20 protein-coding genes are annotated in these 20,843 nt (G+C 73.4%); 16 read left to right on the top strand and 4 right to left on the bottom strand.

The genetic code is table 11. The features are described 5' to 3' along the window. Nucleotides 1-170: 170 nt before the first annotated feature. The 6 genes from tmk to BLT97_RS19915 all read left to right on the top strand — a co-directional run bounded on the left by tmk (nucleotide 171) and on the right by BLT97_RS19915 (nucleotide 9,511). On the top strand, nucleotides 171-3,380 hold the full coding sequence (gene tmk / locus BLT97_RS19940) for a dTMP kinase (RefSeq protein WP_093612089.1): 3,210 nt from the start codon (nucleotides 171-173) through the stop codon (nucleotides 3,378-3,380). 93 nt (nucleotides 3,381-3,473) lie between these two features. Continuing rightward, complete coding sequence (locus tag BLT97_RS19935; protein WP_093612087.1) at nucleotides 3,474-4,679, top strand: DNA polymerase III subunit delta'; 1,206 nt, start codon at nucleotides 3,474-3,476, stop codon at nucleotides 4,677-4,679. Nucleotides 4,680-4,828: 149 nt separating this feature from the next. Continuing rightward, entirely contained in the window at nucleotides 4,829-6,361 is a 1,533-nt protein-coding gene (locus tag BLT97_RS19930; protein ID WP_093612085.1) for an alpha/beta hydrolase, read from the top strand. Between the two features lie 145 nt (nucleotides 6,362-6,506). After that, nucleotides 6,507-7,700, top strand: coding sequence for an NAD(P)/FAD-dependent oxidoreductase (locus BLT97_RS19925; protein WP_093612083.1), 1,194 nt, complete (start codon nucleotides 6,507-6,509; stop codon nucleotides 7,698-7,700). Between the two features lie 42 nt (nucleotides 7,701-7,742). Further along, nucleotides 7,743-8,645: an RNA polymerase sigma-70 factor gene (locus BLT97_RS19920; protein ID WP_093612081.1), complete on the top strand. Its 903-nt coding sequence runs from the start codon at nucleotides 7,743-7,745 to the stop codon at nucleotides 8,643-8,645. A 242-nt stretch (nucleotides 8,646-8,887) separates the two neighbouring features. Next, a complete protein-coding gene (locus BLT97_RS19915; RefSeq protein WP_176953834.1) occupies nucleotides 8,888-9,511 on the top strand; it encodes a LysE family transporter in 624 nt (207 codons plus the stop codon). Between the two features lie 66 nt (nucleotides 9,512-9,577). On the opposite strand, the gene BLT97_RS19910 is transcribed toward BLT97_RS19915, so the two are convergent. Further along, on the bottom strand, nucleotides 9,578-10,207 hold the full coding sequence (locus BLT97_RS19910; protein WP_093612077.1) for a TetR/AcrR family transcriptional regulator: 630 nt from the start codon (nucleotides 10,205-10,207) through the stop codon (nucleotides 9,578-9,580). Between the two features lie 178 nt (nucleotides 10,208-10,385). Here BLT97_RS19910 and BLT97_RS19905 point away from each other — a divergent pair, with 178 nt between their 5' ends. Continuing rightward, nucleotides 10,386-11,822 (top strand): MFS transporter, encoded by a 1,437-nt coding sequence (locus BLT97_RS19905; RefSeq protein WP_093612075.1) that lies wholly within the window; start codon nucleotides 10,386-10,388, stop codon nucleotides 11,820-11,822. A gap of 76 nt (nucleotides 11,823-11,898) precedes the next feature. Here BLT97_RS19905 and BLT97_RS19900 read toward each other — a convergent pair whose 3' ends face one another. After that, nucleotides 11,899-12,477, bottom strand: coding sequence for a DUF6817 domain-containing protein (locus BLT97_RS19900; protein WP_245769425.1), 579 nt, complete (start codon nucleotides 12,475-12,477; stop codon nucleotides 11,899-11,901). A gap of 65 nt (nucleotides 12,478-12,542) precedes the next feature. After that, nucleotides 12,543-12,893 (bottom strand): hypothetical protein, encoded by a 351-nt coding sequence (locus BLT97_RS19895; protein ID WP_093612073.1) that lies wholly within the window; start codon nucleotides 12,891-12,893, stop codon nucleotides 12,543-12,545. 192 nt (nucleotides 12,894-13,085) lie between these two features. Here BLT97_RS19895 and BLT97_RS19890 point away from each other — a divergent pair, with 192 nt between their 5' ends. From BLT97_RS19890 to BLT97_RS19855, 8 genes are all read left to right on the top strand, one after another. Next, nucleotides 13,086-13,541, top strand: coding sequence for a hypothetical protein (locus BLT97_RS19890; protein ID WP_093612071.1), 456 nt, complete (start codon nucleotides 13,086-13,088; stop codon nucleotides 13,539-13,541). A 141-nt stretch (nucleotides 13,542-13,682) separates the two neighbouring features. After that, complete coding sequence (locus tag BLT97_RS19885; RefSeq protein WP_093612069.1) at nucleotides 13,683-14,543, top strand: SigB/SigF/SigG family RNA polymerase sigma factor; 861 nt, start codon at nucleotides 13,683-13,685, stop codon at nucleotides 14,541-14,543. A gap of 153 nt (nucleotides 14,544-14,696) precedes the next feature. Continuing rightward, nucleotides 14,697-15,053, top strand: a complete 357-nt coding sequence (locus tag BLT97_RS19880; protein ID WP_176953833.1) for an STAS domain-containing protein — start codon at nucleotides 14,697-14,699, stop codon at nucleotides 15,051-15,053. A gap of 79 nt (nucleotides 15,054-15,132) precedes the next feature. Then, on the top strand, nucleotides 15,133-15,543 hold the full coding sequence (locus BLT97_RS19875) for an ATP-binding protein (protein WP_093612065.1): 411 nt from the start codon (nucleotides 15,133-15,135) through the stop codon (nucleotides 15,541-15,543). Nucleotides 15,544-15,842: 299 nt separating this feature from the next. Next, nucleotides 15,843-17,780, top strand: coding sequence for a PP2C family protein-serine/threonine phosphatase (locus BLT97_RS38565; RefSeq protein ID WP_245769424.1), 1,938 nt, complete (start codon nucleotides 15,843-15,845; stop codon nucleotides 17,778-17,780). After that, the gene (locus BLT97_RS19865) at nucleotides 17,777-18,868 is read left to right on the top strand and encodes a cobalamin B12-binding domain-containing protein (protein WP_093612063.1); all 1,092 of its coding nucleotides are present in this window, start codon (nucleotides 17,777-17,779) and stop codon (nucleotides 18,866-18,868) included. The genes BLT97_RS38565 and BLT97_RS19865 overlap by 4 nt, the downstream gene beginning before the upstream one ends. Continuing rightward, complete coding sequence (locus tag BLT97_RS19860; RefSeq protein WP_093612061.1) at nucleotides 18,865-19,278, top strand: STAS domain-containing protein; 414 nt, start codon at nucleotides 18,865-18,867, stop codon at nucleotides 19,276-19,278. The genes BLT97_RS19865 and BLT97_RS19860 overlap by 4 nt, the downstream gene beginning before the upstream one ends. Before the next feature lie 164 nt (nucleotides 19,279-19,442). Continuing rightward, entirely contained in the window at nucleotides 19,443-19,856 is a 414-nt protein-coding gene (locus BLT97_RS19855) for an ATP-binding protein (RefSeq protein ID WP_143041354.1), read from the top strand. Nucleotides 19,857-19,878: 22 nt separating this feature from the next. On the opposite strand, the gene BLT97_RS19850 is transcribed toward BLT97_RS19855, so the two are convergent. Then, nucleotides 19,879-20,106: a DUF5133 domain-containing protein gene (locus BLT97_RS19850; RefSeq protein ID WP_093612057.1), complete on the bottom strand. Its 228-nt coding sequence runs from the start codon at nucleotides 20,104-20,106 to the stop codon at nucleotides 19,879-19,881. A 326-nt stretch (nucleotides 20,107-20,432) separates the two neighbouring features. Between BLT97_RS19850 and BLT97_RS19845 the strand changes: the two genes are divergently transcribed. After that, nucleotides 20,433-20,831, top strand: a complete 399-nt coding sequence (locus BLT97_RS19845; protein WP_093612055.1) for a gas vesicle protein GvpO — start codon at nucleotides 20,433-20,435, stop codon at nucleotides 20,829-20,831. Nucleotides 20,832-20,843 lie beyond the last annotated feature (12 nt).

Here is a 20,843-nt window from a genome sequence, read left to right as displayed (position 1 = left end):
GCACCTGGTCCTCGTGGAGGGCGATTCTGGGCTCGCGTCCTCGGCGTTCGGCTTTGGGGGCCTGCCCCCCCGGGCCCCCGCATCTCGCCGTCGGGGCGGTGGTGTGAGGGGGGCGGAACTTTGTTCGGGACGTGGTCCGGGGACGGGGGCGCTCCGGATAGGCTGGCCGGATGACCCGAGACGACTCCGATGCCGCCCTGGTCGCCGACTCCCGTGAGCGTGCTGTTCGTGCACTGCTGCGCCATCCCCCGCTGAAGCGCCTGTGGAGCGCCCAGTTCGTGGGCGGGATCGGGGATGCGCTCGCGCTGCTCGTGCTCGTGCTGCTCGGGGTGCAGGCCGCGCTCGCCGAGCAGTCCTTCGGGGGCGGGTACCGCGGGGTGGCCTTCGCGATCGCCGCCGTGTTCGGGGTGCGCGTGCTCGCGACCCTGCTGTTCGGTGCGGTCCTGCTCGGACCGCTGACCGCGCTCACCGCCGCCGAGGGCCCGCTCGACCGCCGCTGGACCATGATCGCCGCGGACGGACTGCGGGCCGCGCTCCTGATCATCGCCCCGCTGTGGATCGACTGGACCCCGGACAGCGCGCTCGCCGTGCTGCTCGTGACCGTGTTCGTGGTCGGGGTCGCCGAGCGCTTCTGGACCGTGGCCCGCGAGAGCGCCGCGCCCGCGCTGCTGCCCGCGCCCCCGCTGGAGGGCGCGACGGTGCGGCCGCTGCCGGACCACACCGAGGCGCTGCGCCGGCTTTCGCTGCGTACCGGATTCGTGGCGCTGCCCATCGGCGCGCTCGTCCTGATCACCGCCACCTTGATCGGCAATCTGATCGGTGCAGGCGTGGACTGGTTCGCGCAGCACCAGGCCGCGCTCGCCTCGTATGTCGCCGCCGGTCTCTTCGCCGCCTCGCTGTCCGTCGTCTACTTCATCGAGCTGCCCGACGCGCAGACCCCGCGGGCCCGTTCGCCGCTTGAGGGGCTGCGCCGGCCGAAGACCGGCAGCGGCGTGGACAAGGGGCGCACGGGGGCCATCCCGCTGCTCGTTTTCGCTTGCGCCTCGGTCGCCGCGGCCATCGCCGCCGCCGTCGCCGTGGTGGTGCTGCACGCGATCGACCTGGGCGGCGGGCCCGTCCTGTTCGGGATCTTCGTGGCCGCGCTGACCGCCGGCACCGTGCTCGGCATCCGTGTCGCGCCCTCCGTGCTGCCCGCCCTGTCGCGCCGCCGCCTGCTCGCCCTGGCGGTCGCGGTCGCCGGGATCGCGCTGCTCGCGGCCGGACTCGTACCGGACCAGACCACGGTCCTGCTGCTGCTCGGCCTGGCCGGTACGGCGGCCGGTATCGCCGCGAACACCGGGCACACCCTGCTCGACCAGGAGGTCGAGGACTTCCGCAGGACCCGGACCACCGAGCATCTGCAGTCCGTCGTCCGCGTGACCGTGGCGCTCTCCGCGGTGATCGCGCCGGTGCTCGCCGGGCTGATCGGGGAACACCGGCTCGCGAGCGGCAAGTTCGTGTTCGCGCACGGCGGCGCCGCCTTCCTGCTGATGCTGGCCGGTGCGCTGCTGCTTCCGGTGGCCGCGCTCGTACTCGCCAAGACCGACGACCGGTCCGGGGTGCCGCTGCGCCGCGATCTGACCGACGCGCTGCGCGGCGCCGAGCCCGCCCAGGTCCCGGCCGCCACCGGGTTCTTCATCGCCCTGGAGGGCGGCGACGGCGCGGGCAAGTCCACCCAGGCCGAGGCGCTCGCCGAGTGGATCCGTGCCAAGGGCCACGAGGTCGTGCTCACGCGCGAGCCCGGGGCCACGCCCGTCGGCAAGCGGCTGCGCTCGATCCTCCTCGACGTGTCGAGCGCGGGACTCTCGCACCGGGCCGAGGCGCTCCTGTACGCGGCCGACCGCGCCGAGCACGTCGACACGGTGGTCCGCCCCGCTCTGGAGCGCGGCGCCGTCGTCATCTCCGACCGCTACATCGACTCGTCCGTGGCCTACCAGGGCGCGGGCCGCGATCTCTCGCCGACCGAGATCGCCCGGATCTCGCGCTGGGCCACCGACGGGCTCGTCCCGCATCTGACCGTGCTGCTCGACGTCTCGCCCGAGGCCGCGCGCGAGCGGTTCACCGAGGCGCCGGACCGGCTGGAATCGGAGCCGGCGGAGTTCCACGCGCGGGTGCGCGCCGGGTTCCTGACCCTCGCGTCCGCCGACCCCGGGCGCTACCTCGTGGTCGACGCGGCCCAGGAGCCCGAGGCCGTCACCACCGTCGTACGCCACCGGCTCGACCAGATGCTGCCGCTGTCCGACGCCGAGAAGCAGGCGCAGGAAGAGGCCCGCAAGGCGGCCGAGGAGGAGGCGCGGCGGCGCGCGGAGGAAGAGGCCGCGCGCAAGGCCGAGGAGGAGCGCCTGGAGCGCGAGCGCCAGGAGCAGCTGGCCCGGCTGCGCGCCGAGGAGGAGGAGCGCAAGCGCCGGGAGTTGGAGGAGGCGCGGCGCCGCGAGGAGGAGCGGCAGGCCGAGGAGGCCCGGGCCCGCGCCGAGGAGGCGCGCCGGCTCGCCGAGGAGGAGCGCCGCCGACGTGAGGCCGAGGAGCAGCTGCGGGCCGCGGAGGAGGAGCGCCGCCGGCGGCAGGCCGCCGAGGAGCAGCGGCTGCGCGACGAGGCGGAGGCGCGGCGCCTGGACAAGCAGCGCAAGGCCGAGGAGGCGCTGCTGCGGGCCGAGGAGGCGCGCCGGGCGGATGCCGCGGCCGCCGCTGCGGCCGCGGCCGCAGCGCTGCCCGACGCGGAGACCACGGTGCCGACGCCGGTCGTGAAGGGCGCGGACGAGACCACCGTCTCCACGCCGATCGTCGCGCCCTCGCCCTCGGCGCCGCCCGCCGACGAGACGGCGGTGCTGCCGGCGGTGCAGGAGGAGGAGCCCGGGCGGGGTGCCGGGGGCTCCGGGGCCGCCTCGTCTCCCGAAGCCGGTTCCAAGTCCGGATCCGGGTCCGGATCCAAGTCCGGTTCCGAGCCCGCGCGTGACTCGGCGCCCGAAGCGAAGGCACCGTCCGGCGGTCCGGCCGTCAGCCCGTCCGAGGAGACCGCCGTGCTGCCCGCGCCGCCCGCCCCGGGTGCCGCGGACGAGACCGCGGTGCTGCCGCCCGTACGCGTGGACGCGGTGCCGCCGGTGCCGGGCGACAACCCGGCCGACCGGCTGCCGCCCGGCCTGTTCCGCGATGAGCGGCCCGAGGCCGGGGCCGAGGACCGTACGCGCGAGCTGCCGCAGGTGGACGAGACGGGTCGGCCGCGCCGCCGCCCGCGCTCGGACTGGGCGGAGGAGACCCCGCTGGACGATCTGCCCTCCCTGGCGGACGAGTTGCTCGGCGACCACGACGACGAGGACGGCCGGGGCCGCGGCCGGCGCCGCTGACGGTCCGGGCTTGTCAGTGCCCTGCCCCACAATGGACGGGCAGGGCACCGACGTCGGCACCACAGCCCGCGCACCGGAAGAGAGGCGGCACCCATGCCCGTATGGGACGACCTGGTGGGTCAGGACCGGGTCACCGCGCAGCTGGAGGCTGCCGCGCGGGACGCCGACGCCTATGTGACGGTCGCGGCCGGCGGCGGTGAGCTGCCGTCGAGTTCGAAGATGACGCATGCCTGGCTGTTCACGGGGCCGCCCGGATCGGGGCGTTCCACGGCGGCGCGCGCGTTCGCGGCCGCGTTGCAGTGCGTGAGCCCGGACCGTGCGCTCGGCGGCGCGCCGGGCTGCGGATTCTGCGACGGCTGCCATACGGCCCTTGTCGGTACGCACGCGGATGTCGAGGTCGTACGGACCGATCTGCTGAGCATCGGCGTGAAGGAGACCCGCGACCTCGTGCGGCGGGCCCAGATGTCCCCGGCCGGCGGGCGCTGGCAGGTGATCGTCCTGGAGGACGCCGACCGGCTCACCGAAGGCGCGGGCAATGTGCTGCTCAAGGCCGTCGAGGAGCCCGCGCCGCGCACGGTGTGGCTGCTGTGCGCGCCCTCGCTCGAGGACGTGCTGCCCACCATCCGTTCGCGCTGCCGGCACCTGACGCTGCGCACCCCGCCGGTGGCCGCCGTGGCCGACATCCTCGTACGGCGCGACGGCATCGAGCCGCCCGTGGCGGCGGCCGCGGCCCAGGCCACCCAGGGGCACATCGGGCGCGCCCGGAGGCTCGCGACCGACGAGCGGGCGCGCGAGCGGCGGGCCGCCGTGCTCAAGCTGCCGCTGCGGATCGACGAGATCGGCGGGTGTCTGAAGGCCGCCCAGGAGCTGATCGACTCCGCGGCCGAGGACGCCAAGCAGCTCGCCGAGGAGGTCGACACCAAGGAGACCGAGGAGCTGAAGGCGGCGCTCGGCGCGGCCCAGGGCGGACGGATGCCGCGCGGTACGGCCGGGGTGATGAAGGACCTGGAGGACAAGCAGAAGCGGCGGCGCACCCGCACCCAGCGCGACACCCTCGACCTCGCGCTCACCGACCTCACGGGTTTCTACCGTGATGTGCTCGCCCTCCAGCTGGGCTCCCAGGTCGCCCTCGCCAACGTCGACCAGCGGGACACCCTGGAGCGGCTGGCCCGCGCCTCCTCGCCCGAGTCGACCCTGCGCCGCATCGAGGCCATCTCCGCCTGCCGCGAGGCCCTGGAGTCCAATGTCGCCCCGCTGCTCGCGGTGGAGGCGATGACGATGGCGCTGCGGGCGGGCTGACGCGGTGACGGTGACGCTGCGGGCGGGCTGACGCGGTGACGGTGAGGGTGGCGCTGCGGGCGGGCTGACGCCGGGACTCCCCGGAGGCCCGGCTCACTCGTACGAGTCGGAGCAACTGCGTACCGCTACCGCCCCGTTACCCTCGGTGGATGCGCATCAAGGCCCCCCTCGCCCGTACCGCCGCCGCCCTGCTCGCGGCGGGGCTGCTCATCTCCGGCTGTTCCGGGGGGAGTTCGCCGGATCCCTCGGCCCGGTCCTCCCTCGACTCCTCGGCGAAGGAGGCCCTGAAGCCGTACGCCACACAGAAGTTGAAGTGGCGCGAGTGCGGTGTGCCGGGGTTCGAGTGCGCCACGCTCCGGGCGCCGCTCGACTACGCGAAGCCGGACGACGGGCAGATCAAGCTGGCCGTCTCCCGCAAGAAGGCCACCGGCCCGGGCAAGCGCATCGGCTCGCTCATGGTCAACCCGGGCGGGCCCGGCGGCTCCGCCATCGAGTACCTCCAGGCGTACGCGGCCCTCGGCTATCCGGCCCCGGTCCGCGCCCGCTACGACATGGTGGGCATGGATCCGCGCGGCGTGGCCCGCAGCGAGCCCGTCGAGTGCCTCGACGACAAGGCGATGGACGCGTACACGCAGACCGACGTGACCCCCGACGACGAGCGCGAGCAGGAGCAACTGGTCACCGCCTACAAGGAGTTCGCGCAGGGCTGTGAGAAGCGGTCGGCCACGGTCCTTCCGCATGTCTCCACCGTCGAGGCCGCGCGGGACATGGATCTGCTGCGTGAGGTGCTCGGCGACGACAAGCTGTACTACGTCGGCGCCTCGTACGGCACCTTCCTCGGCGCGACCTACGCCGAGCTGTATCCCGAGCGCACCGGCCGCCTCGTCCTCGACGGCGCGATGGACCCCTCGCTGCCCGCCGAGCAGATGAACCTCGACCAGACCGCCGGCTTCGAGACGGCCTTCCGGTCCTTCGCGAAGGACTGCGTCGGGCAGAGCGACTGCCCGCTCGGGACGAAGAACGCCGAGGGCGCGGGCCGCCGGCTGACGGAGTTCTTCCTGCAGCTGGACAAGCAGCCCATCCCGGCCGGCGACCGCAGGCTCGGCGAATCCCTCGCCACGACCGGCGTGATCGCCGCGATGTACGACGAGGGCGCCTGGCCCCAGCTGCGCGACGCGCTCGGCTCGGCGATGAAGGACCGCGACGGCTCGGGGCTGCTCCAGCTCTCGGACAGCTACTACGAGCGGCAGCCCGACGGCTCGTACGGGAACATCATGTTCGCCAACGCGGCCGTCAACTGCCTTGATCTGCCTGCCGCGTTCAAGGGGCCGGACGAGGTGGAGAAGGCGCTGCCCGAGTTCGAGAAGACCTCGCCCGTCTTCGGTACGGGGCTGGCCTGGGCGGGTCTGACCTGCACGTACTGGCCCGAGCAGGCCACCGGCTCGGCCCATCGCATCACGGCGGAGGGCGCGGCCCCGCTCCTGGTGGTCGGCACGACCCGCGACCCCGCGACCCCGTACAAGTGGGCGGAGTCGCTGGCCGGTCAGCTGGCCACCGGCACGCTGCTCACGTACGACGGCGACGGGCACACGGCGTACGGGCGCGGCAGCGACTGCATCGACACGGCGGTCAACCGCTATCTGCTCGACGGCAAGGCGCCGGAGGACGGGAAGCGCTGCTGAGCTGCGGATACGCGCGGGATCCCGTGCTGCTCTCCTCCCCGAGGCCCGCTGTGACGCAGGTCACAGCGGGCCTCCTGTCACATCCGGGCGGGGCCGTCTGTCCCATGGGCGACACCGTGCGGAACAGACAGCAGAGGAGCCCGTGATGAACACCGAGTCCGCCCCCGCCACCCCCCACCGCATCGTCGTCCTCGGTGCCGGCTACACCGGCATGATGACCGCCACCCGGCTCGCGCGGCGCACCCGCCGCGGCCCGGCGGTACGGATCACGCTGGTCAACCCGTCGCCGCGGTTCACCGAGCGGCTGCGGATGCACCAGATCGCCGCCGGACAGGAGCTCGCCGACCACCGGATCACCGAGCTGCTCGACGGCACCGGCGTCGCCTTCGTCGAGGGCTGGGCCACCGCGATCGACGTCGAGGCCCGGGAGGTCCAGGTGTCGGGCAGCGCGGAGCCGCTCCCGTACGACACCCTCGTCTACGCCCTCGGCAGCTCCACCGACACCAGCCGCGTGCCGGGCGTCGCGGAGCACGCGTACACCCTGAACGACCCGCGTACCGCCCGCCGGATGTCCCAGGAACTGGCGCGGCTCGCGGTGCGGGGCGGGGCCGTGACCGTCAGCGGCGGCGGGCTCACCGGGGTCGAGGCCGCGGCCGAGATCGCCGAGGCGCACCCGGGCCTCGATGTCACCCTGCTCAGCCACGAGGTGCCCGGCTCGATGATGGGGACGAAGGCGCAGGCGTATCTGCTCCGTGCCCTCGACCGGCTCGGCGTCACCGTGCGTGCGGGGGTGCGGGTGGCGAAGGTGCTGCCCGACGCCGTCGAGCTGGCGGACGGTGAACTGCTCGTCTCCGACGTGTCGTTGTGGACCGCGGGCGTACGCGTGCCGGCGCTCGCCGCTGACGCCGGGATCGCGGTAGACGAGGCCGGGCGGATCCGGACAGACGGCACGCTGCGCTCCGTGTCGCACCCGGAGATCCACGCGATCGGCGACGCCGCGCGCATCGAGCAGGCCTGGGGGACGGTGCACGGGACCTGCCAGTCGGGGATCCCCTCGGCCGCGTACACCGCGGACGCGATCGCGCGGCGGCTGCGCGGACGGAAGGTGAAGCCGTTCCGCTTCGGCTACGTGCACCAGCCGGTCAGCCTCGGGCGCAAGGACGCGGTCATCCAGTTCACGCGGCCCGACGACACCCCCCGGCGGATCCGCCTGACCGGCCGCAGCGCCGTGTTCTACAAGGAGACGGTCAGCGGCAGCCCGGTCAAGACGTACCGGCTCACCCGGAAGCTCGCCGGCGCGCTGGTCTGGCCGCAGGGCGGCCGGGCGACGAAGGCGTGAACCCCCTTGAACCGTAAGCGAGTCGACTGCCAAGGTGGCGCGATGCCGGACGATCGCGCCACCGCAGCCCCGCACCCCGACGACCCCTTCCTGGCGCACCGCCGGCTGCTCTTCGCGACCGCCTACCGGCTGCTCGGCAGCGTCGCGGACACCGAGGACGTGCTCCAGGACGCGTGGCTGACCTGGTCCAAGGCGGACCGCTCGGATGTGGCCAACCCCCGCGCGTATCTCGTCCGCACCGTCACCAACCTCTGCCTGAACAGGCTGACTTCGGCCCGCGCCACCCGCGAGACCTATGTGGGCCCCTGGCTGCCGGAACCGCTGCTCACCACCCCCGACGTCGCCGAGGAGGCCGAGATGGCCGAGTCCGTCTCCATGGCGATGCTGGTCGTCCTGGAAACCCTCGGGCCCGTGGAGCGCGCGGTGTTCGTGCTCCGCGAGGTCTTCGGCTACTCGCACGCGGAGATCGCCGAGACGCTCGGCAGGTCCGAGCAGTCCGTACGCCAGACCGCGCACCGCGCCCGCTCCCACGTCCAGGCGCGCAGGCCGCGGTACGAGGCGGACGGCGCCGAGCGTGAACGGGTCACGCAGCTCTTCCTGGAGGCCGCGTCCGGCGGCGATCTGAACGGCATGATGGCGCTGCTCGCCCCCGATGTGACCTGCTGGTCCGACGGCGGCGGCAAGGTCACCGCGGCCCGCCGGCCGCTGCACGGCGCCGACGCGGTCGCCCGCTGGGTGCTCGGCGTCCTCGCGAAGCCGGACTATGCGGCGATGGCCACCACGCCGGCCGTCATCAACGGTGAACTCGGCCTCCTGTTCACGCTGGACGGCGTCACCATCGGCACGCTCTCGTACGAGGTGTCGGAGGGGCGGATCCACGATCTGCGGTTCCAGGTGAACCCGGACAAGCTCGGGGGCGTACAGCGGGGGCCCGCGGGAGATTGAGCCCGCGAGATCGCGCCCCGGGAGATCGAGCCGGAGAGATCGAGCCGGGGAGGTCGAGCCCGGAAAATCGAGTTGCCGTCACCGGAGCCGCGGCGCCACGATCCACGCATGACATCCCTCTCTTCCGCCGCCCGGCCTTCCCCGAGCAATGCGTTCAGGGGATGCCCCAAGACCGCCGCCACCTCGCCGGTGCGCGCGCAGCAGCAGCCCGGCGTCCACCGGAGGCCCGATCCGCGTCCCGCGTGAGCACGGCCTTGGTCGCCGGACTGCTCGCGGGATACGGCATCGCCATCCCGGTCGGAGCGGTCGCGACCTATCTCGTGGCCCTCACCGCCCGCACCTCCCTGCGCACCGGAGCCTCGGCCGCGCTGGGCGTCGCGAGCGCCGACGGCCTCTACGCCCTGACCGCCGCGCTCGGCGGCACCGCACTCGCCCCGCTGCTCGCCTCGGTGACCACGCCGCTGCGCTGGACCTCGGCCGTCGTGCTCCTCGCTCTGGCGGTACGGGGCTTCCTGACCGCCGTCCGCCAGTACCGGGGCGCGGCGGCGAACGGCCGCGAGGTCCGCGAACTCACCCCACTCCGGGCCTACTTGAGCCTGCTCGGCATCACCCTGCTCAACCCGGTCACGATCGTCTACTTCACCGCGCTCGTCCTCGGGTCCGGGTCCGCCGCCCCGGCGGGCGGCGCCGAGCGGACGGTGTTCGTCCTGGCCGCGTTCGCCGCCTCCGCGAGCTGGCAGCTGCTGCTCGCGGGCGGGGGAGCGCTGCTCGGCCGGGCGCTGACCGGGCGCCGGGGCCGGCTGGCGACGGCGGCCGCGTCGAGTGCGCTGATCGCGGGGCTCGCGGTGGGGATGGTGGTCGGATGAGTGTGCCCTGAGGGCCGAGCGCCGGCGCCTGAGCGGTGCTCAGGGTCGGCCTCTCGGCCGCCCGGATCAGACCTCCGGCCACCCGCGTCGCAGATGCTCGAAGACGGTGTCGAGTGCGCGGCGCGGGTCCGGTTCGAGTGAGGCCAGGTCCGGGGTCTCCAGGACGTAGCGCGCGAGCACCCGCAGCGAGAGATCGCCCTCCGGGCGGCCGGTCTCCTCGGCCATGACCTTCGCGAGGGACTCCTCGCACGCCACCCACAACTGCCGTGCGTGCGCCCGGAGTCTGGGGGTGGCCGCCACGAACTCGACCCGCTTGCGGTACTCGTTGTCCAGGTCGGCCGCGAAGATCCCGCGGCCCTCGAAGAACCGGTGCAGCGCGTCGAGCACCGACTCGCCCTCGCCCCGCTCCCGCACCGCCGCGGTCAGCGAGGCCTCGCGCTCGACGTCGTCACCGAGGACCAGCGCCTCCTTCCCGCCGGGGAAGTGCGCGAACAGCGTGGTCACCGCGGTGTCGGCGCGCTCGGCGATCTGCGCGACGGTCACCTTCTCGAAGCCGTGCTCCAGGAACAGCTCGAGCGCGGCGTCCGACAGCGCCTTGCGCGTCGCCGCCTTCTTGCGCTCACGGCGCCCGGGCTCCTTCTGCGCGCCTGTCCTCGGCGAGGCCACCTTCGGCGCCTTCTTCGCTGTTTCCGCCATGCCGCCAGCTTACCGAAGCGATCCCACACCCGTATGCGCTACAAAACCGTAGTGATTGCGGTTTCGTAATGGGTGTGCTTTTCTGGAAGTGCGGCCACCGCGGCCGCCATCCGACGCGGGCCCGCGGCGAGCACGCCGCCACTCGTCCCGCCCCCACCCACCCCCCAAGGAGGCCGTCATGTCCGCGACGCCTGCTCTCACCGGGCCGCCCACGACGGCGGCCGCCCTCTCCCGTACCGCCCTGTGGCTGATCCTCGGCCTGGTCCTGCTGGCCGACGCGCTCGACATGATCGACGCGACCGTCACCAACATCGCGGCGCCGACGATCGTCGGCGACATCGGCGGCGGCGAGTCCCTGATCAAGTGGCTCGGCTCCGCCTACGCCCTGGCCATGGGCGTCCTGCTCGTGGTCGGCGGCCGGCTCGGCGACAAGTACGGCCAGCGTCGGCTCTTCCTGATCGGCATGGCCGGGTTCACCGCGGCCTCCGCCGTCGCCGGCCTCTCGCCCGACCCGGCGCTGCTCGTCGTGGCCCGCGCGGTGCAGGGCGCCTTCGGCGCGCTGATGATCCCGCAGGGCATGGCGATCCTGACGAAGACCTTCCCGCGCGACATGCTGCGCAAGGCCTTCCAGCTCTTCGGCCCGCTGCTCGGCATCGCCTCCGTGGGCGGCCCGGTCCTGGCCGGTTTCGTGATCGACGCCGACTTCGGCGGGCTGTCCTGGCGGCCGGTCTTCCTCGTCAACCTGGTCCTGGGCGTCCTCGGCCTGTTCGCCGCCACGCGGCTGCTGCCGAAGGACGACGGGGACCACCGCACGGTCGTCGACGGGCGCGGTGCCGGGCTGCTCGCCGTCACCATGTTCGGCCTGATGTTCGGCCTGATCGAGGGCTCCACGTACGGCTGGGGCGCGCTGTCGCTCGGGTCGCTCGCGGTGGGCCTGGTCTTCCTCGCGCTGTTCGCCCGTCGTCAGCGCACCGCGGCCAGCCCGCTGATCAAGCCCTCGCTCCTCAGGAACAAGGGCTTCACCTCGGGCCTCTTCGTCGGCCTGCTCTTCTTCGCGGTGACCAGCGGACTCACGTACGTGATCTCGCTCTTCCTCCAGCAGGGGCTGCACGCGAGCCCCGGCGACACCGCGCTCGGGATGTTGCCGCTGACCCTCGGCATCATCGTGGCCGCCTTCGCGGGCATGGGCCTCGCCGCGAAGCTGGGCCGCACGCTCGTCCTCATCGGCATGCTCCTGACCATGGCCGGGGCGGGCTGGCTGCTCGCCCTGGTCCTCACCTCGGGCCTGTCCGTCTCGCTCTGGGCCCTGGCACCCGCGGTCTTCGTCACCGGCCTCGGCATGGGCGCCTGCTTCGGCACGATCTTCGACATCGCGCTCGGCGACATCGACCCCGACGAGGCGGGCAGCGCGAGCGGCTCCCTCACCGCGGTGCAGCAACTCGCCAACGGGATCGGCTCCGCCACCGTCACGACCGTCTACTTCCACTTCCTCGCCGACGGCTCGGTGCACGCGATGAAGATCAGCCTGCTCGTGGTCCTCGCGATCACAGCGGTCTGCCTCCCGGCCCTGCGGCTGCTGCCGCTCAAGGCGCAGGAGGGGGTGGGGGGTCACTGAGGGTGCGGGGCGGCGCCCCTCGGGTCGGCGCCGCTCAGCGGGTGTCGCTCACGCGGTGTGGCTTACGTGGTGTGGCTCACGCGGTGTCGCCCAGTACCTTCGCCGTCTCCCGCCACGCGGCCGGGCTCAGGGCCGGCCGCATCCTCGTGAACAGTTCGAGCAGGTCCGCGCCGTGGCGGAGTCTGAACTCCTCGTCGGCGAGGGCGATATCGAGTTCGTTCGCCGCGGTCAGTTCGGCGAGGTCCCGCTGCTCCCGGGGTGTGGCGTCGCGGGTGCGGCCCGTGAACCTGTTCCGGTACGTGCCGAGTTCGCGGTACGAGACCTTCCGGTCGCATGCCCCGTAGAAGTGGACGATCGCTTCGGCCTCCGCGCCGATCGCCTCGGCCAGTTCGGGCCGCCGCTCAAGCGGCAGCAGGGCCTGGGCGAAGCCGTCGGTGCCGTAGAACGCGTGGCAGAGGCCTGCCAGTTGGAGCGCCGGGCGGGCCTCCCAGACGGCGAGCCGCTGCCGTACGCGCAGCAGATGCGCGAGCAGGGTGCCGCCGGGGTGGTCCATGTCCTCGGCGCCGCATGCGCGCAACAGCCGCAGGGCGGAATGGAGTTCGGGATCCGCATCCGGTGTGCCGGCCGGCGCCGGGTCGGAGGGGGTGTGGCTCATGCGGGGTCGGTTCCCCGCGGGCGTGGGTGCGTAACTCCCCGCGGGCGCACGGCGCGGCCGGGGTGTCACACCGGGCCGCTCCCGTAGTGCGCGTCGATGTGCGCCCGGTAGCCGGGGTCGGTCACGCGGAGGTCCGGGTCGAAGCGCGGGGCGTCCCTGATCAGGTCCCGGGTTGCGGAGACGTACACGACGCCCGCGGTCCGGTCGACGTCCGTCACGATCCGGCAGGGCAGCAGGACGTGCTTGTCGAACAGGGTGCCGCCGCGGTTGACGACCAGGTGGTCGGGGCCGACCTCGGCGGTGTGCCGGCCGACCTCGCCCGCGGGTCCGTCGGCGGCCTGCACGCCGAAGCCGATCACTTCCTCGGCCGTGAAGGGCGCTCTCCCGGACGGGGGCCTGGACACGCTCTCGGTCATGGGTCTTCCTCCCGTGGACGAAGGGTGACGGTGGAACCTCTGATGTCCGCGCGCGCCGAGGTGAAACCCGTGGGATGCGAGTGTCCAACTCGCTTGGCAGCACGGGGGAGTTGAGGGGTCTCGTGGGCAGTGGGCGGGGGCCGGCGCAGGGCGGAGTTGTTTGTCGGCGGGGGATGCGGCAATGCGGAGACCATGGCGAACACACGACAGAAGGACGAGAACACAGCACGTACGGCCAAGTCGACGGCAGGCACCGGGAAGTCGGCCGCGGCGGCCAAGTCGACAGCAGGGGCGGCCAAGTCGACGGCAGGGACGGCGAAGTCGACGGCAGCAGCGGGGAAGACGGACGGGGCGGCCAAGACGGTCACGGACAAGGCGGCCGGGGCGGCAAAGTCCGCATCCGCGGCCTCCCCGACCGCGGCCGTGGCCTCCGCGCTCGGCACCGTCCGCGCACAGGCGGCCCCCGTGGTGAGCCGGGCCGGCTCCGCGGCCGCCTCCGCATGGACCGCAGTCCGCGGGCGCAAGCTGGTCGCCGCCTCCGGCGCGGCAGGGGTCACCGCTGTGGCCGCGGCCGCGTTCGCCGCCGGGCGGCGGGCCGAACGCGCCGCGCACGGACCGCTCACCCGCCTCACCGCAGGCCGGATCTGAGCAGGGCACCGCGGCGCACATTTTGCGTCATCCCTCCGCACGCTTCAGCGGGAAGAGGTGTGGAGACCGAGGACCGGGGCACATGGATCCGGCAACAGCGCGACAGCGAGCGGCAGTCGACCACGAGCGGAAGGGAAGGACATGACCACCCAGACGGTTTCAGCGCCGGTGCGTCCCACGGCATCCCAGGAGCTGGCCGATCTCCCGGTTGTGGACCCGGCATCGGTGGCGCCGAAGGACGCACGCGAGATCTCGAAGCCCTTCTTCGACCGGCTCCACACCCTGGAGGAGGGCACCCACGAGCACCAGTACGTGCGCAACGTACTGATCGAGATGAACCTCTCCCTGGTCCAGTACGCCGCCTCGCGGTTCAAGCACCGCGGACCGCAGGAGATGGAGGACATCGTGCAGGTCGGCACGATCGGCCTGATCAAGGCGATCGACCGCTTCGACCTGTCCCGCGAAGTCGAGTTCACCTCTTTCGCGGTGCCGTACATCACCGGTGAGATCAAGCGCTTCTTCCGTGACACGACCTGGGCGGTGCACGTGCCGCGCCGGCTCCAGGAGGCCCGGCTCGAACTGTCGAAGGCCACCGAGGAGTTGCAGACCCGGCTTGGCCGCACGCCCTCCACGCAGGAGCTGGCCGAGCTGATGCAGCTGGAGCCGGCCGAGGTGGCGCAGGTGCAGATGGCGGCCAACGGCTACAACGCGTCCTCGCTCGACGCCTCGCTCTCCGGGCAGAACGAGGACGGCGAGGCTCCGCTCGCCGAGTTCGTGGGCATGGAGGAGAGCGCGTACGAACTCATCGAGGACTTCCACACGCTGGCACCGCTGATCGGCGAACTCGACGAGCGCGACCGCACGATCATCCATCTCCGCTTCGTCGAGGAGCGCACCCAGCAGGAGATCGGCGAGGTGCTCGGCTGCTCGCAGATGCACGTGTCGCGGCTGCTGAACAAGATCATGAAGCGGCTGGGCAAGGAATTGCTCGCCACCACCTGAGCCGTGCTGCGCCGAGGGGCCGCGGAGGCACGTTCTCCCTCCGCGGCCCCTCGGCGGCGTTCGGTCAGGCGAGTTGTGCCCCGGGCGCGCCCTCCGGCATGGAAGCGGCGCACAGGGGAACCGAGTGGTGACAGCTGTCCGAAGGAGGACGGAGTGGATCGCAGTGATCACTGGCCGGGCATCGGGGCTTCGTATGCCCGGGGCCCGCTGTGGGTGATCGAGCTCAAGGGGGACTTCGACCACGAGAACGTGGAGTCGGTGGCCCAGGCCACGGCGCTGGCGTTCCGGATGCACGAGGGCCCCGTCGCCTTCGACATGAAGGCGCTGACCTTCTGTGACTCCTCCTTGCTCAACCACGTACTGCGCGTGGCCCGGCAGCGCAGGCTGCTCCTTGTCGCGGTGCCGCAGCAGGCGATGCGGGTGTTCGAACTGACGGGAACCTGCGACTACTTGGAGATGTGCGACAGCGTGGCGGAAGCCGTCGGCAGGGCGGCGCGGAACGACGGGTGACCATGCGCGGTGCCGGCCCCCACCGCGGGGCGGACGGCCGCCGCGTACCGGCATACGGGGCGGACGAAGGGGAACGGCCATGGACGACGCGTCGCTCAAGGCGGTGGGCTGGGCGCGCTCGCTGCCCGTCAGCAGCGGGGTGAAGGCGGCACGCGACTGGACCCGGGCGCGCCTGGACGACCTCGGGTGGACCCGTACCGCCCCGGAGACGGCCGACGCCGTGCTCCTGACCGTGTCCGAACTCGTCACCAACGCGCACGTGCACGCGCACAGCACCGCCCAACTCGTCCTGACCTGGGACGCGGAGTGCCTGCACGTGACCGTGCACGACTCCTCGCCGCTGCCGCCCGAGGCCCGCGAGCCGGGCGCCGACGCGCTCGGCGGCCGCGGTCTGCTGCTCGTCGACGCCCTCGCCGACACCTGGTCCGCCCAGCCGTGCCCCAAGGGCAAGGACGTCACGGCCTGCTTCTCGCCGCCGCGCGCCGGGTGAGGTTCTCGCCGCCTGATGCCAGGCGGTGTCTTCTCCGCCTAGTGCCCGGTGAAGCTGATCGCGCCGACTGCGCTGCTCGCGCCGATTGCGCTGCTCGCGCCGGCCGGGCTTGTGTGCGAGCACTCCGACTTCCGCGTGAATCCGGCCCCCTCGCCCTCCGCGTCTGCGCTGGTAGCAGCCCTGGGAGGCGGAGGCCGGACGAGGGGGCCTGTGCCGGTTCCCGCGGGCCCCGTACGGTGGAGTGACTGATTCCCGCGCGAGAGAGGGCGGTGGGCGGTCGCGACAGCGGCAGCCGAAGCATGGTCTCCATTCCGGAACCGACGTGCGCGGGACGCGTTCCGCAGGCGCGTACCTCGGAGTCGCGTGCCTCCGAGTCGCGTACCTCCGAGGCGCGGCCGTCGATCGTTGTCGACACGGGCGGCGCCGTGGTCTCCGTCAGCGACGGGGCCGGCGCGCTGCTGCCGGGGGCGCACCCCGGAGCCCGGTTCGCCGACGTCGTACCGCCGTGGCTCGCGCGCGCCCACGACGAGCGGGTAGCCCTGGGCGAGGACGCGTACCCGCAGCCGGCGCGCGGCCTGATAGGCGAGCACGGCGTGGACGCCTTCCCCGGCCGCACCAGGCGGGGCGCCCTGCTCTGGTGGTTGGTCGACGACGGCGAAGCACGGTCGCTGCGCACCCGTCTGGACTCCGAGCGCGCCCGCTCACGGCTGTTGCAGCAGGTTTCCAGCGAACTCCTCGCGTCCCTGAACGTGGACCGGTGCATGGAGGTCACCGCCCGCCTCGCGGCCGAGCACCTGGCCGACGCCGTCGCGATCGTCGGGGTCGGCAGCGGACGCAGCCGCCCCGTGACGTGGTGCGTCACCGGCGGTGACGCCGTACGGGAAAAGGTCGCGGTCGATCCCGAGGAGATGCCGGGCCTGCCCGAGGCGCTGCTCGGCTTCCCGCCCGTGCCCTCCCGTTGGATCGACCCGCGCCGGGTCCCCTCCTGGATCGTGCCCGCCGATTTCGCCGGATCCGTGGCCGAGCTGGGCTCCGTGGTGGTGGTCCCGCTGCCCGGGCACGGGCTGCCGGCCGGGGCCGTGGTGCTGCTGCGGCGCAGCAGGGAGTCGGCGTTCACCGAGGCGGAGGAGGACTTCGCCCGGCTGTTCGCGGCGCGGGCGGGGGCGGCGCTCTCGGCCGCGCGGATCTACGCGGAGCAGACGCACATCGCCGGCGTCCTGATGCGGGACCTGCTGCCGCCCGAGCTCGCACGCGTCCAGGGCATCGACTTCTCCGGGCGCTACCGGGCCGCGACGGCGGGAGAGCGGATCGGCGGGGACTTCTACGACGTCCATCCCGCGCAGGTGGAGGACGGGCGGCCGGGAGAGGCCGCGGGGTCGGGGCCGGGGTCTGGGTCAGGGCCGCCGGCCGGTCCGGGACGGGTCGCCGGGTCCGGGCAGTCGGCCGGTGCGGGGCAGTCGGCCGGTCAGGTGTCGGCCGCGGTTACGGGGCAGATGTCAGGTCCGGGGCAGGCGCCGGGTGCGGGACAGACCCAAGGCCCGAGGCAGCCCTCAGGTGCGGGGCAGACGGCGGGTGCGGGGCAGGCAGGTCCGGGGCAGTCCACGGGGGAGACCTTCGCCGTCCTCGGCGACGTCGCGGGCAAGGGTCTTGAGGCCGCGGTCCTGACCGGCAAGATCCGCAACACCGTTGAGGCGTTGCTCCCGTTCTCCGCCGACCACGAACGGCTCCTGACGCTCCTCAACACGGCCCTGCTCTCCTCGCACCACACCCGCTTCGCCACCCTCGCCCTGGTCTCCGCGCGGCGCGAGGGCCGGGTCGTGCGGTTGCGGGTGACCAGCGCGGGGCACCCCGCCCCGCTGATCGTCCGCGGCGACGGCACGGTCGAGGCCGCCGACACCAGGGGGACCCTCATCGGCGCCCTGCCCGAGATCAAAGTCCGTACGGCGGCAGTGGAGTTGGCGCCCGGGGAGACCTGTCTGCTCTACACGGACGGCATCACCGAGGCCCGCGGAGGACCGCTCGGCGACCAGATGTTCGGCGAGCGGCGGCTGCGGCAGACCCTGGCCGAGTGCGCCGGCCTGCCGGCGGACGCGGTCACGGAACGGGTCCAGATGCTGGCCTCGCAGTGGGCCGGCGAGCGACGGCACGACGACATGGCGCTGCTGGCGATCACCGCGCCCAGAAACACCCATCTCACCGCGGTGGACGGGCACACCAGGGGCAGGTTCACCGCATGACGACCCTCAGCAGGGAGCTGCACTCCTTCGCCGGCCTGCGCACCCAGTTGTGGGACGCGCTGCTCGACTGCGACGAGATCCACGCCGTGGCCACGGTCCGCACCGCGGTCGGCGGCTTCGACGGCGACCGGTGCGCGGCCGTGGAGCACGTCCTGCTCTCCCTGATAGCGCCCGCGCAGGCCCGGGTGGGCCTGGCGTGGGCGGCGAACGAGCTCACCGTCGCCCAGGAGCACGCGGCCACCGCGATCAACGAGCGCTGCGTGGCCGCGCTCCTCGACGACGCGGCGGACGCGCTGCCCCCGCCCCACCGCGGCCGGGCCGTGGTGGCGTGCGTCGACGGCGAGTGGCACGCGCTGCCGGCGCGCCTGGTCGCCGAGGTGCTGCGGCTGCGCGGATGGCGCGTCGACTACCTCGGCGCACAGGTGCCCACCGAGCACCTCGTGGCCCACGTCCACACGAGCGGTGCCGAGGCGGTCCTGCTGTCCTCCTCGATCCCCAGCCACCTGCCCACCGCCCACACCGCGATCAGCGCCTGCCAGGCCGCCGGGGTGCCGGTGGTGGCGGGCGGCGCGGCGTTCGGGGACCAGGGGCGGTACGCGCGGCTCATGAAGGCGGAGTGGGCGCCCGACGCCACGGCGGCCGCGGAGCTGCTGGCCCGCGGTCTCGAGCAGCCCGGCCCCGAAGCGGCCCGCACGCCCGACCTGGACCTGCCGCATCTCAAGGACCAGGAGTACACGCTGGTGCGCCGCACGAAGGCGCAGCTGGTGAAGCAGACGCTCGCGGACGTGGAGAACGGTTTCGCTGCGATGCGCTCGTACAGCGAGTTCCAGCGCGAGCGGACCGCGGAGGACATCGACCACATCGTCGGCTTCCTGGCCACGGCGCTCTACGTCGACGACCCCGCCCTGTTCACCTCGTTCATCACCTGGACCGGCGGCATCCTCCAGGCGCGCGGGGTCCCGCCCCGGTGCCTCGTACCGGCCCTGGACTCGCTGCTGCACCAGCTCGGCGACTTCCCGCGCGCGGCGGCCACCCTGACCGCGGCCCGCAGCGCCCTGACGATCCCGCACCCGGGGAGGCACGAATGAGCCGGCGGCCCGGCCTGGAACTGACCGCCGTCCGGCAGGGGCGGGTGCTCACCGTCCGCCCCGTGGGCGCGCTCGACTTCGACACCGGCGAGGAATTCGACCGCTACGTGGCGGAAGCGCTGGCGGAGAACCCCGGCACCGAGCTGCTGCGCGTGGACTGCACGGGCATCGACCATGTGGACTCGATGGGCCTCTCGGCGTTCCTGATGCTACGGCGCCGACTGCGGGCGAGAGAGGTGGAGTTGCGGCTCGACCGGCGCAGCGCCGGCCTCGACAGACTCCTTGAGATCACCGGGACGCTCGACCACTTGGCCGGACCGTCCGAGGACGGAGGTACGGCGGCCGCCGACACCGCGGACGAGGCGGCGCCGCGGAGCGCGGACAACTCGGGTGCCGGGCAGTTCTCTTGACCACGGCGGGGGGACAGGACGCGCAGGACGTCCCCGAGGGGCTGGTCCCGCTCGCGGCTGAACAGGCGGACTCAGCAGGCGAGTTGCCGTCCGCGGTGGACGGGACGACGCTTCTGCCGGAGCCGCGGCTCGGTGAGGCGCCTGGGCCCGACCCCTTGCCCGGCATGGCGCCGGTATCCGACGCGCTGCCCGTGCCCGCGCCGCCCGGTCAGCTCTCCGGAGCCCAGGCCCGTCACCTGGTGCGGACGGCGATGCTCGAGTACGGCGCCGCCCTCGGGCTCGCCGAGGTGCCGCAGGACCGGCTCGCCGACGCCCAGCTGGTCTGCTCGGAGCTGCTGTCCAACGCCCGTCGGCACGGCGGCGGTTGCACCGCGCTGGAGGTGCGGACGGAGGACGGCCACGTGGTGATCGCCGTGGCCGACGGGTCCACCGCCCTGCCGGTCTCGCCCGTACGCCGGGCGGGCGAGCCGGGCGGCTTCGGCTGGGCCCTGGTCGAACGGGTCTCCACCCGCACCGTCATCCAGGTCCGGGCCGACGGCCTGGGCAAGGTCGTCACGGCGTACGTGCCGCTGCGCTGACCGTACGCGTGAGTCCGTGGCCCTAGTCGGTCACGAGCGAGTCGTCCTCGGGGCGTGCGCCGGGGAGCCGGTGCCGGGCGGCGACCAGCGCGGCGTCGACATCCGCCGTACCGGTCGCGGTGCACAGGGTGTACGCGAGGTCGTCCATGCGCTGGCGCACGGCGGGCGAACTCTGCTCGGCGTTCAGGACCCGCAGCGCGTCGTACTGGGCGACGAGTTCCGTGTGCACCGCCGGATGTGCCATCAGCATGTCTGTTCCTCCTCGCCGGATGCGTACGCCTTCGGCCTCCGTCTGCCCGGCCCGTCCGCCCTCATGCAGCCCGGCTCGCGACGGCCGGGACCGCGCGCGTGCCGACCGGCGCGGCCCTCGGGGTCACGTGCCCCGGGCATGGTTTGCCGCCGTCGGTACGGGTCACCCGGTGCCGTCACGACGCGGTGTCGATCCGTGACCCGGACACATGGATACGCGGACACGCGGACTCGCACCCGGACACATGGACACCCGGAACAGGCACACGGATACGCGAACCGGAGATTCGGCCGGGCAAACGCGGGCAATCGGGCGGGGAGGCGCTGATGACGAATTCTTCCGGAGCGGCGAGGAACAAGGGCGAGGCGAAGGCCGACGGAGACGCCAAGGCCAAGCGTGACGCGAAGGCCGACGGTGACGCGAAGGCCGGGGACGAGGCGAAGTCCGGGAAGCCGCGAAAGCTACGCCCGGCGGAGGCAGTTCGGGCAGGGCGCGAACAACTGGCGGAGCTCATCGGGCAGCCGGTCGAGTCGGTGTCGTCCTTCGCCGCCACCGAAGACGGCTGGCTCCTGGAGGTCGAGGTCCTGGAGCTGTCCAGGGTCCCGGACACGATGAGCCTGCTCGCAAGTTACGAGGTCACGCTCGACGACGAGGGGATGCTCACCGGCTACCGCAGGGTGCGGCGCTACGAGCGCGGCCGGTCGGACGCCCGCGGCTCCGGCTGAACCGCCCCCGCG

Source organism: Streptomyces indicus, from assembly GCF_900100315.1.
GTDB lineage: Bacteria > Actinomycetota > Actinomycetes > Streptomycetales > Streptomycetaceae > Streptomyces > Streptomyces indicus.
The sequence above is the reverse complement of the archived record's forward strand: the minus strand, read 5'-3'. Positions and strand labels throughout refer to the sequence as shown.